General features: G+C 64.7%; 20 protein-coding genes and 2 pseudogenes. All 22 read right to left on the bottom strand.

Annotated features, from left to right (window positions below):
• Window positions 1-113, bottom strand: a pseudogene (locus tag ACWFRU_RS34425) (DNA-directed RNA polymerase subunit alpha); the annotation flags it as partial.
• Window positions 114-235: 122 nt separating this feature from the next.
• A complete protein-coding gene (rpsK, locus tag ACWFRU_RS34420; protein ID WP_003948617.1) occupies window positions 236-640 on the bottom strand; it encodes a 30S ribosomal protein S11 in 405 nt (134 codons plus the stop codon).
• Window positions 641-705: 65 nt separating this feature from the next.
• Window positions 706-1086: a 30S ribosomal protein S13 gene (gene rpsM, locus ACWFRU_RS34415; RefSeq protein ID WP_116511038.1), complete on the bottom strand. Its 381-nt coding sequence runs from the start codon at window positions 1084-1086 to the stop codon at window positions 706-708.
• 179 nt (window positions 1087-1265) lie between these two features.
• Window positions 1266-1379 carry a 50S ribosomal protein L36 gene (gene rpmJ / locus ACWFRU_RS34410; protein ID WP_003948619.1) on the bottom strand — a complete coding sequence of 38 codons (114 nt, stop codon included), beginning with the start codon at window positions 1377-1379 and terminating at the stop codon, window positions 1266-1268.
• 58 nt (window positions 1380-1437) lie between these two features.
• On the bottom strand, window positions 1438-1659 hold the full coding sequence (gene infA / locus ACWFRU_RS34405) for a translation initiation factor IF-1 (protein ID WP_003948620.1): 222 nt from the start codon (window positions 1657-1659) through the stop codon (window positions 1438-1440).
• Window positions 1660-1821: 162 nt separating this feature from the next.
• Window positions 1822-1956 (bottom strand): annotated as a pseudogene (locus tag ACWFRU_RS34400) (type I methionyl aminopeptidase); the annotation flags it as partial.
• Between the two features lie 92 nt (window positions 1957-2048).
• On the bottom strand, window positions 2049-2885 hold the full coding sequence (map, locus tag ACWFRU_RS34395) for a type I methionyl aminopeptidase (protein WP_453692009.1): 837 nt from the start codon (window positions 2883-2885) through the stop codon (window positions 2049-2051).
• Window positions 2886-3001: 116 nt separating this feature from the next.
• Window positions 3002-3655 carry an adenylate kinase gene (locus tag ACWFRU_RS34390; RefSeq protein ID WP_363212679.1) on the bottom strand — a complete coding sequence of 218 codons (654 nt, stop codon included), beginning with the start codon at window positions 3653-3655 and terminating at the stop codon, window positions 3002-3004.
• A complete protein-coding gene (secY, locus tag ACWFRU_RS34385; RefSeq protein ID WP_453692008.1) occupies window positions 3655-4968 on the bottom strand; it encodes a preprotein translocase subunit SecY in 1314 nt (437 codons plus the stop codon). The genes ACWFRU_RS34390 and secY overlap by 1 nt, the downstream gene beginning before the upstream one ends.
• A 224-nt stretch (window positions 4969-5192) precedes the next feature.
• Entirely contained in the window at window positions 5193-5648 is a 456-nt protein-coding gene (gene rplO, locus ACWFRU_RS34380) for a 50S ribosomal protein L15 (RefSeq protein ID WP_098244248.1), read from the bottom strand.
• 1 nt (window position 5649) lies between these two features.
• Entirely contained in the window at window positions 5650-5832 is a 183-nt protein-coding gene (rpmD, locus tag ACWFRU_RS34375) for a 50S ribosomal protein L30 (protein ID WP_056552385.1), read from the bottom strand.
• Window positions 5832-6434, bottom strand: a complete 603-nt coding sequence (rpsE, locus tag ACWFRU_RS34370) for a 30S ribosomal protein S5 (RefSeq protein ID WP_160506669.1) — start codon at window positions 6432-6434, stop codon at window positions 5832-5834. Before rpsE ends, rpmD begins: the two co-directional genes overlap by 1 nt.
• A 46-nt stretch (window positions 6435-6480) precedes the next feature.
• Window positions 6481-6864 carry a 50S ribosomal protein L18 gene (gene rplR, locus ACWFRU_RS34365; RefSeq protein WP_160506668.1) on the bottom strand — a complete coding sequence of 128 codons (384 nt, stop codon included), beginning with the start codon at window positions 6862-6864 and terminating at the stop codon, window positions 6481-6483.
• A 3-nt stretch (window positions 6865-6867) separates the two neighbouring features.
• A complete protein-coding gene (rplF, locus tag ACWFRU_RS34360; protein WP_160506667.1) occupies window positions 6868-7407 on the bottom strand; it encodes a 50S ribosomal protein L6 in 540 nt (179 codons plus the stop codon).
• 21 nt (window positions 7408-7428) lie between these two features.
• A complete protein-coding gene (gene rpsH, locus ACWFRU_RS34355) occupies window positions 7429-7827 on the bottom strand; it encodes a 30S ribosomal protein S8 (protein WP_030359017.1) in 399 nt (132 codons plus the stop codon).
• A gap of 223 nt (window positions 7828-8050) precedes the next feature.
• On the bottom strand, window positions 8051-8236 hold the full coding sequence (locus ACWFRU_RS34350) for a type Z 30S ribosomal protein S14 (protein WP_003948630.1): 186 nt from the start codon (window positions 8234-8236) through the stop codon (window positions 8051-8053).
• A 5-nt stretch (window positions 8237-8241) separates the two neighbouring features.
• A complete protein-coding gene (gene rplE / locus ACWFRU_RS34345) occupies window positions 8242-8799 on the bottom strand; it encodes a 50S ribosomal protein L5 (protein WP_249588332.1) in 558 nt (185 codons plus the stop codon).
• Window positions 8799-9122, bottom strand: a complete 324-nt coding sequence (gene rplX, locus ACWFRU_RS34340) for a 50S ribosomal protein L24 (protein WP_164321733.1) — start codon at window positions 9120-9122, stop codon at window positions 8799-8801. Before rplX ends, rplE begins: the two co-directional genes overlap by 1 nt.
• A gap of 2 nt (window positions 9123-9124) precedes the next feature.
• Window positions 9125-9493 (bottom strand): 50S ribosomal protein L14, encoded by a 369-nt coding sequence (rplN, locus tag ACWFRU_RS34335; protein ID WP_073768975.1) that lies wholly within the window; start codon window positions 9491-9493, stop codon window positions 9125-9127.
• A 104-nt stretch (window positions 9494-9597) separates the two neighbouring features.
• Window positions 9598-9882, bottom strand: coding sequence for a 30S ribosomal protein S17 (gene rpsQ, locus ACWFRU_RS34330; protein ID WP_055564830.1), 285 nt, complete (start codon window positions 9880-9882; stop codon window positions 9598-9600).
• A complete protein-coding gene (rpmC, locus tag ACWFRU_RS34325) occupies window positions 9882-10106 on the bottom strand; it encodes a 50S ribosomal protein L29 (RefSeq protein ID WP_010036720.1) in 225 nt (74 codons plus the stop codon). The genes rpsQ and rpmC overlap by 1 nt, the downstream gene beginning before the upstream one ends.
• Entirely contained in the window at window positions 10106-10525 is a 420-nt protein-coding gene (rplP, locus tag ACWFRU_RS34320) for a 50S ribosomal protein L16 (protein WP_135332557.1), read from the bottom strand. Before rplP ends, rpmC begins: the two co-directional genes overlap by 1 nt.
• Between the last annotated feature and the right edge of the window lies 1 nt (window position 10526).

Genomic DNA, 10526 nt, shown 5'->3' with positions numbered 1-10526 from the left:
AGCGAGTTGCCGAGGGTGTAACCGAAGCCCGGCTCCAGCGGCTCGATCACGAACCGGGAGCGGAATTCGTCGACGACCTCTTCGGTCAACGAGGGACGCTGAGCGATCAGCATGAAGTGTTTCCTTCAGCTCAGGGGCACCCACTATTTGATGCCCTGATGTTGTTACAAGGGTACGGGCGGTACAGCTCCGAGGAGCCGCACCGCCCGAAAATCCCTGGGTCAAGCGACGTGCGTCAGACGCGGCGACGCTTGGGGGGACGGCAGCCGTTGTGCGGCGTGGGGGTGACGTCCTGGATCGAGCCGACCTCGAGGCCGGTCGCCTGCAGCGAACGGATGGCGGTCTCGCGACCGGAACCCGGACCCTTGACGAAGACGTCAACCTTGCGCATGCCGTGCTCCTGGGCGCGACGCGCGGCCGACTCGGCGGCCATCTGCGCGGCGAACGGAGTCGACTTGCGCGAGCCCTTGAAGCCGACGTGACCGGCGGAGGCCCAGCTGATCACGTTGCCCGTGGGGTCCGTGATCGAGACGATGGTGTTGTTGAACGTGCTCTTGATGTGGGCGTGCCCGTGAGCGACGTTCTTCTTTTCCTTGCGGCGCACCTTCTTGGCAGCGCCCTGACGACCCTTGGGGGGCATCTATTACTCCTACGGGAGGTGGTCGGTCCTGCAGCGACAGCTGTCGATAGACCGCTGAGCGAGGACTACTTCTTGCCCGGCTTCTTCTTACCGGCGATGGCGCGACGCGGGCCCTTACGGGTACGAGCGTTCGTGCTGGTGCGCTGACCGCGGACGGGCAGGCCACGACGGTGACGAAGACCCTGGTAGCAACCGATCTCGACCTTGCGGCGGATGTCGGCCTGGATCTCGCGGCGGAGGTCACCCTCCGTCTGGATGTTGGCGTCCACGTACTCGCGGATCTTGATCAGGTCCTCTTCGGACAGATCACGAACACGGGTGTTGCGGTCCACACCGGTGGCGTCCAGCGTCTGCTGGGACAGCGTGCGGCCAATGCCGAACACGTACGTGAGGGCAACCTCAACACGCTTATCGCGCGGGAGGTCAACACCTTCAAGGCGTGCCATTCAAGGCTCCTGTTGATTTTCGGAGGTCTTCAGCAGGACCGTTCCCAGGTGCCGTACGAGGTACATCCTGGGTCCCCGGCCTCCGACCGGGGGTGTCGCCCTCCATCACTGAAGAGGGACGGGTCCTGCACATGTGCTTTACGTGCGTCGCGCGAAAATCTGCGAACTGCAGTCGTGCGTCAGCCCTGGCGCTGCTTGTGGCGCGGGTTGTCGCAGATGATCATGACCCGGCCGTGACGGCGGATCACCCTGCACTTGTCGCAGATCTTCTTGACGCTCGGCTTGACCTTCATTGGGTGAGGTTCTCCGGGTCAGTGCCATCACCCCACGTGAATGGGGTGCGGGCAAGATCTACTTGTACCGGTAGACGATCCGGCCACGCGTCAGGTCGTACGGAGACAGCTCCACCACGACCCGGTCGTCAGGGAGGATGCGGATGTAGTGCATGCGCATCTTGCCGCTGATGTGTGCCAGGACCTGGTGGCCGTTCTGGAGCTCAACCTTGAACATGGCGTTCGGAAGAGACTCAACGACAGTGCCCTCGATCTCGATGGCACCTTGCTTCTTGGCCACGCTTTGCCCTTCGAATCGACTACCTTGATCGACTTCGTACGCCGCATGCAGACACACGGATGCACGAGAGCCGACGAGTCAGTCTACGTCAGGCATCCCGGAAACACGAATCGAGGAAGTCTGCCCCACGAGCAAGATCCCTAAGCAACGACACAACCACCGTCAGCCCAGCGGATCGGGCGCCACAGTCACGCCGTACTCGGCGAGCTTGGCCTTGCCGCAGTCCGGGGAAGTCAGGACGAGCGGGCCCTCCTCCGTGAGGGCGATCGTGTGCTCCCAGTGCGAGGACCAGGTCCCGACCTCTTCCCGACGCCCCTCTCGCGGGATCGGCGCCAGGGCGCCTCACAAGCTTCGAGCGGCTGCGCCGGACTCCGTCCAGCGGTGTCGGCTCAGCCCAGCGGGTCCGGCGCCACCGTGACCCCGTACTCGGCCAGCTTCGCGCGCCCGCAGTCAGGAGCCGTGAGGACGAGCGGGCCCTCCTCCGTGAGGGCGATCGTGTGCTCCCAGTGCGAGGACCAGGTCCCGTCCGTCGTGATGACGGTCCAGTCGTCCTCCAGGACCTCCGTGCGGGGGGTGCCGAGGGAGACCATGGGCTCGATGGCCAGGCAGAGGCCGGGGACCAGCTTGGGGCCCTTGCCGCGGCGGCGCTCGACGTAGTTCAGGACGTGCGGGTCCATGTGCATCTCGGTGCCGATGCCGTGGCCGCCGTAGTCCTCGACGATGCCGTACTTGCCGCCGCCGGGCTTCGGCTGACGGCGGATGTACGTCTCGACCGCGCGGGAGATGTCGACGAGCCGGTTGCCCTGCTTCATGGCGGCGAGGCCCGCCCACATCGACTCCTCGGTCACCCGGGAGAGCTCGATCAGCTCCGGGGAGTGACCGGTGCCCACGAACGCGGTGTAGGCGGCGTCACCGTGCCAGCCGTCGATGATCGCGCCCGCGTCGATGGAGATGATGTCGCCGTCCTTCAGGACGGTCTTGTCGTCCGGGATGCCGTGCACGACGACCTCGTTGACCGAGGTGCAGATCGTCGCGGGAAAGCCGCCGTACCCGAGGAAGTTCGACTTCGCGCCATGCTCGGCGATCACCTTGCGGGCGACGTCGTCCAGGTCCTTCGTGGTGGCACCCGGCACCGCCGCCTCACGTGTCGCGGCGTGGATGGCGGCGACCACAAGGCCCGCCTCACGCATCTTCGCGATCTGCTCGGGGGTCTTGATCTGCACCATGGGGCTTCCGCTCTCCGTCATCCGTCCAACAACCGGCCACGTACACGAACCGACTACGTACACAACACTACGGCCGCGGTCCCCCGAGGGGCACCGCGGCCGAGACAGCGTACTGGCTACTTGTCGCCCTTGAGCGCATCCATCGCGCGCTTGGTGACCTCGTCCACCTTGCCGAGCGCCGAGATCGTGACCACCAGGCCTTGGGCCTTGTAGTGGTCGATGATCGGCTCGGTCTCGCGGTGGTACACGTCGAGACGCTTGCGCACGGTCTCTTCCTGGTCGTCACCGCGCTGGTAGAGCTCCCCGCCGCAGACGTCGCAGACGCCCTCGGTCTTCGGCTTGCTGTACGTCACGTGGAAAACGTGGCTGGAATCGTTCCGGCAGATGCGGCGGCCGGCGATGCGCTTGACCACCTCGTCCTCGGGGACCTCGAGGTCGAGCACCGCGTCGAGCTTCTGGCCGTCCGCCTTGAGCGACTCGTCCAGGGCCTCGGCCTGCGACACGTTCCGCGGGAAGCCGTCGAGCAGGAAGCCGTTCGCGGCGTCCGCCTGCGTCATGCGGTCGTGCGCCATCCCGATGGTGACCTCGTCGGGAACCAGGTTGCCGGCGTCCATGAACGCCTTCGCCTGCTTGCCCAGCTCCGTGCCCTTGCTGATGTTGGCGCGGAAGAGGTCGCCCGTGGAGATGTGCGGGATCGACAGGTTCTTGGCGAGGAACGCGGCCTGCGTTCCCTTGCCCGCACCGGGCGGCCCGACGAGGACGATTCGCATCAGCGGAGGAACCCTTCGTAATTGCGCTGCTGGAGCTGGCTCTCGATCTGCTTCACGGTCTCCAGACCCACACCCACGATGATCAGGATGCTTGTCCCGCCGAACGGGAAGTTCTGGTTCGCGCCGAAGCCCACCAACGCCATCGTCGGTACGAGAGCGATCAGACCCAGATACAGCGAGCCCGGCCACGTGATCCGGTTGAGTACGTAACTCAGGTACTCAGCGGTCGGACGGCCAGCCCGGATGCCCGGGATGAAGCCACCATACTTCTTCATGTTGTCCGCGACTTCCTCGGGGTTGAACGAGATAGCCACGTAGAAGAAGGCGAAGAACACGATCAACAAGAAGTAGGTCGTGATGTAAATCGGGTGGTCGCCCTTGGTGAGGTTCGCCTCGATCCACTGCTTCCACCCGGAGTTGCCACCCGCGAACTGGGCGACAAGAGCGGGGATGTAGAGCAGCGAAGAGGCGAAGATCACAGGGATGATGCCCGCCTGATTGACCTTCAGCGGAATGTAGGTCGACGTGCCGCCGTAGGACCGGCGACCGATCATGCGCTTCGCGTACTGAACCGGAATGCGGCGCTGAGCCTGCTCCACGAAGACGACGAGACCGACCATGACGAGGCCCACCGCGATGACGGTGCCGAATTCGATCCAGCCGTCCGCCAGGGAGCCCTGCTTCTTGATGGCCCACAGGGCGCTCGGGAAGGTCGCGGCGATCGAGATGAACATCAGGATCGACATGCCGTTGCCGATGCCGCGGTCGGTGATGAGCTCACCGAGCCACATGACGCAGGCGGTGCCCGCGGTCATCGTGATCACCATGGTGACGGTCACGAAGATCGACTGGTCCGGAACGATCTCGGTGGCGACGGGGCAGCCGGAGAACAGCGAGCCCGTGCGTGCGGTCGCCACGAGGCCGGTGCCCTGGAGGATCGCGAGCGCGACGGTGAGATAACGCGTGTACTGCGTGATCTTCGCCGTGCCGGCCTGGCCCTCCTTCTTCAGGGCCTCGAGCCGCGGGATCACCACGGTCAGCAGCTGCAGGATGATGCTCGCCGTGATGTACGGCATGATGCCGAGCGCGAAGATCGTGATCTGCAGCAGCGCCCCGCCACTCATCATGTTGACCAGACCGAACAACCCCTGGTTGGAGTTGGCCTGGTCCATGCATACCTGGACGTTCTTATAGCTGACGCCCGGGATCGGAATGTGCGTTCCGAGCCGGTAGATCACGATGATGCCGAGAGTGAAGAGCAGCTTCTTGCGCAGGTCGGGCGTCTTGAACGCCCGGGCGAACGCGGTGAGCACGGTGCCTCCTGCGACCCCCGCGCGCGTGCGTCAGAGGTAGTGGTCTGAGGATCGACGAATACGTATCAGTCAGAAAAACCGCACGGGCAGACCGCACGGAGCTTAGACAGTGCACGCCACCTTACCGGCGACCGTGCCCCCCTTGGAACGACCAACCGGGGATGCCCCTTTTGTGGGGCATCCCCGGCTGGGAATCGCTCAAGTCATCGAGTGGCCTGAAGAATTCAGACGAGCTCGGTGACGGTACCGCCGGCGGCGGTGATCTTCTCCTTGGCGGAGCCGGAGACGGCGTCAACCGTCACCTGCAGCGCCACGGTGACCTCACCCTGGCCGAGGACCTTGACGAGGCTGTTCTTGCGAACCGCACCCTTGGCCACGAGGGCCTCGACGGTGACCTCGCCACCCTCGGGGAACAGCGCGCTCAGCTTGTCGAGGTTCACGACCTGGAACTCGGTCTTGAACGGGTTCTTGAAGCCCTTGAGCTTCGGGAGACGCATGTGGAGGGGCATCTGGCCACCCTCGAAGCGCTCCGGAACCTGGTAACGGGCCTTGGTGCCCTTGGTACCACGACCAGCGGTCTTACCCTTGGACGCCTCACCACGACCCACACGGGTCTTGGCGGTCTTGGCGCCCGGGGCGGGCCGGAGGTTGTGGACCTTCAGCGGGTTCTGCTCCGCCATGTCAGTCGACCTCCTCAACCGTCACGAGGTGGCGGACGGTGTGCACCATTCCGCGGAACTCGGGGCGGTCTTCCTTGACGACCACGTCGTTGACCCTCTTGAGGCCAAGCGAACGCAGCGTGTCGCGGTGGTTCTGCTTGCTGCCGATGTACGACTTCGTCTGCGTGACCTTGAGGCGAGCCATTACGCACCCGCCCCGGCACGTGCACGCAGCAGAGCCGCGGGGGCCACGTCCTCGAGGGGCAGACCACGGCGAGCCGCGATCTCCTCGGGACGCTGCAGGCCCTTGAGGGCCGCCACGGTCGCGTGCACGATGTTGATCGCGTTCGACGAGCCGAGCGACTTCGACAGGATGTCGTGCACGCCGGCGCACTCGAGCACGGCACGCACCGGGCCACCGGCGATAACACCGGTACCGGGGGAGGCAGGCTTGAGCAGGACGACGCCCGCGGCCTTCTCGCCCGTGATCGGGTGCGGGATGGTGCCCTGGATACGCGGAACCTTGAAGAAGTTCTTCTTGGCCTCTTCAACGCCCTTGGCGATGGCCGCGGGAACTTCCTTGGCCTTGCCGTATCCGACACCTACGGTGCCGTCACCGTCGCCCACCACGACCAGCGCGGTGAAGCTGAAGCGGCGACCACCCTTGACAACCTTGGCGACACGGTTGATCGCGACAACGCGCTCAACGTATGCGGTCTTTTCGGCGGCAGCGCCACCGTCGCGACCCTTCCGGTCCCGCCGCTCGCCGCCACCGGCACCGCTTCCGCGGCGCTGGGGTCCAGCCATTGGAATTACCTCTCTCTGTTACGTCCGCTAGCTCCGGAACCGGGGCTTAGAACTTCAGCCCGGCTTCGCGGGCGGCGTCCGCCAGAGCGGCAATGCGCCCGGCGTACTTGTTGCCACCGCGGTCGAACACGACGGCCTCGACACCCGCGGCCTTGGCACGCTCGGCGACGAGCGCGCCGACCTGCTTGGCCTGCGCGGACTTGTCGGCCTCGCCACCGCGGATCGTCGCGTCCAGGGTCGACGCCGACGCAAGGGTGTGACCCTTGAGGTCGTCGATGACCTGAGCAACGATGTTGCGGTTCGAGCGAGTCACGACGAGGCGCGGACGCTCCGCCGTACCCGACACGTTCTTGCGGATGCGGATGTGGCGGCGGGCCTTGGCGGCACGCTTGTAAGCGTCGCCCTTGGCGATCTTCACACCGTATGCCATGGCTTACTTACCTGCCTTTCCGACCTTGCGCCGGATGACTTCGCCCTCGTACTTGACGCCCTTGGCCTTGTACGGGTCGGGCTTGCGCAGCTTGCGGATGTTGGCCGCAACCTCGCCGACCTTCTGCTTGTCGATGCCCTCGACCGAAAGCTTGGTCGCGGACTCCACCTTGAAGGTGATGCCCTCGGGGGCCTCGACCAGGATCGGGTGGCTGTAACCCAGCGAGAACTCCAGGTTGGAGCCCTTCGCGAGGACGCGGTAACCGACACCGCTGATCTCGAGCTTCTTCACGTAACCCGTGGTCACGCCGGTGATCATGTTCGCCACCAGCGTGCGGGACAGGCCGTGCAGGGCCTTGTTCTGACGCTCGTCGTTCGGGCGGGTGACGTTCAGAACGCCGTCCTCACCCTTAGCGATGTCGATCGGCGCGACGACGGTGTGGGAAAGGGAGCCCTTGGGACCCTTAACCGAGACCGTCCGGCCGTCGATGGTGACGTCCACGCCGGCGGGAACCGTGATGGGGAGCTTGCCAATACGCGACATTAGCTATTCCTCCGTTCCCGACTACCAGACGTAGGCGAGGACTTCCCCACCTACGCCCTTCTTGCCTGCCTGCTGGCCGGTGAGCAGACCGTGGGACGTGGAGATGATCGCCACGCCCAGGCCGCCGAGCACCTTCGGCAGGTTGGTGGACTTCGCGTAAACCCGGAGACCGGGCTTGGAGATCCGCTTGATGCCCGCGATGGAGCGCTCACGGTTCGGGCCGAACTTCAGCTCGAGAACGAGGTTCTTGCCGACCTCGGCGTCCTCGACCTTCCAGCCCGTGATGAAGCCCTCCTGCTGGAGGATCTCCGCGATGTGAGACTTGATCTTGCTGTGCGGCATCGCCACGGAGTCGTGGTACGCCGAGTTCGCGTTACGCAGACGAGTCAGCATGTCCGCGATCGGATCAGTCATGGTCATGAATTGGCCTTCGGCCTCTCTCGCCGGGGTTTCCTATCTGCGCCATCCCTCTCCCCACTCAGAGGCAGGACGGGTGCGGCGCGGGGACCTACGGCGTAGTAAGTCGGTCAGGGCGGCAGGCGCCCAACCCTCCTAGCCTAAGCCATGGAAAGGTGGGCCACCTACCGACCAGATACTTACCGAGAGCCTCCGGTAGTTCCCAAGTCCCTTAGGACAGAGGGAATTACCAGGAGCTCTTGGTCACGCCCGGCAGCTCGCCACGGTGAGCCATCTCACGAAGGCAGACGCGGCACAGGCCGAACTTGCGGTACACGGAGTGCGGACGGCCGCAGCGCTGGCAGCGGGTGTAGCCGCGCACACCGAACTTGGGCTTACGAGCAGCCTTGGCAATAAGAGCCTTCTTCGCCATCTCGCTTACGCCTCCTTGAAGGGGAAGCCGAGGTGACGGAGAAGGGCACGGCCCTCAGCGTCGTTGGTCGCCGTGGTGACCACGGTGATGTCCATACCCCGGACGCGGTCGATCTTGTCCTGGTCGATCTCGTGGAACATGACCTGCTCCGTGAGACCGAAGGTGTAGTTGCCACGGCCGTCGAACTGCTTGGGGGACAGACCACGGAAGTCGCGGATGCGCGGCAGCGCGAGCGACAGGGTGCGGTCCAGGAACTCCCACATGCGGTCGCCACGGAGCGTGACGTGGCAGCCGATCGGCTGACCCTCGCGCAGCTTGAACTGCGCGATGGACTTCCGGGCCTTCGTGATGGCCGGCTTCTGACCCGTGATGGTGGTCAGGTCACGGACGGCACCGTCCATGAGCTTCGAGTCACGGGCGGCGTCGCCGACACCCATGTTGACCACGATCTTGACGAGGCCGGGGGTCTGCATGACGTTCTCGTACGAGAACTCTTCCTGCAGCTTGCCCGCGATCTCCTCGCGGTACTTCGTCTTCAGACGCGGAGTGGTGGTGGTCGTCATCAGATGTCCTCACCCGTCCGCTTGGCAACGCGGATCTTGTTGCCGTCTTCGTCGAAGCGGAAACCGACACGCGTGACGACCTTGTTGCCGTCCTTCTCCACGACCAGCTGGACGTTGGAGACGTGGACAGGGGCCTCGGTGGTCACGATGCCGCCGGCCTGCGAACCGCTGGCGGTCGGGCCGGCCTTCGTGTGCTTCTTGACCCGGTTGACACCCTCGACCAGGACGCGCTCCTCGCGCGGGTAAGCGGCAATGACCTTGCCCTGCTTGCCCTTGTCCTTACCGGTGATGACCTGAACCAGGTCGCCCTTCTTGATCTTCATGCTTACAGCACCTCCGGCGCGAGCGAGATGATCTTCATGAACTTCTTCTCGCGCAGCTCACGGCCCACCGGGCCGAAGATACGGGTGCCGCGAGGGTCGCCGTCGTTCTTCAGAATGACGGCGGCGTTCTCGTCGAAGCGGATGTACGAGCCGTCGGGACGGCGGCGCTCCTTGACGGTGCGAACGATGACCGCCTTGACGACGTCACCCTTCTTCACGTTGCCACCGGGGATCGCGTCCTTGACGGTGGCGACGATGACGTCACCGATACCCGCGTAGCGGCGACCCGAGCCACCGAGAACACGGATGGTGAGAATTTCCTTCGCACCCGTGTTGTCGGCGATCCGAAGTCGCGACTCCTGCTGGATCACGTCTATCTCCTGTTTGTCTGCCGGTTCCCGGCGAGCTCCGTAAAGCGATTCACGGAGCTCGCCGAGCCTGGCGGAACGAACTCTGAGGGATACCCCTCAGAGATTTACTTGGCCTTCTCGAGGATCTCGACGATGCGCCAGCGCTTGGTCGCCGACAGCGGACGCGTCTCCATCAGGAGGACACGGTCGCCGACGCCGGCAGCGTTCTGCTCGTCGTGCGCCTTGAGCTTGTTCGTACGGCGGATGACCTTGCCGTACAGCGCGTGCTTCACGCGGTCCTCGACAGCGACGACGACGGTCTTGTCCATCTTGTCGCTGACGACCAGACCCTCACGGGTCTTGCGGAATCCGCGGTCGGTCTTCGTCTCAGTCACGTTGCTCTCGCTCATCAGGCGCTCTCCACCGTCTCGATGCCCAGCTCGCGCTCACGCATCAGGGTGTAGATCCGCGCGATGTCCTTACGGACGGCCTTGAGCCGACCGTGGTTCTCGAGCTGACCGGTCGCCGCCTGGAAGCGGAGGTTGAACAGCTCTTCCTTGGCCTCGCGGAGCTTGTTGAGAAGCTCCTCGTTGCCCAGTTCGCGCAGCTCGGACGCCTTGGTACCGGCCGACATCACGACTCACCTGCCTCGCGCCGAACAATCCGGCACTTCATCGGAAGCTTGTGAGCAGCGCGGGTAAGCGCCTCACGCGCAGTCTTCTCATTCGGGTAGGACAGCTCGAACATCACCCGTCCGGGCTTGACGTTCGCGACCCACCACTCGGGGGAACCCTTACCGGAACCCATGCGGGTCTCGGCGGGCTTCTTCGTCAGCGGGCGGTCCGGGTAGATGTTGATCCAGACCTTGCCGCCACGCTTGATGTGGCGGGTCATCGCGATACGAGCCGCCTCGATCTGGCGGTTGGTCACGTACGCCGGAGTGAGGGCCTGAATGCCGTACTCGCCGAACGCAACCTGCGTACCACCCTTTGACATACCGCTGCGCTTGGGGTGGTGCTGCTTGCGGTGCTTGACCCTACGAGGGATCAGCATG

This window comes from Streptomyces sp. NPDC055099 (genome assembly GCF_053607685.1).
The sequence above is the reverse complement of the archived record's forward strand: the minus strand, read 5'-3'. Positions and strand labels throughout refer to the sequence as shown.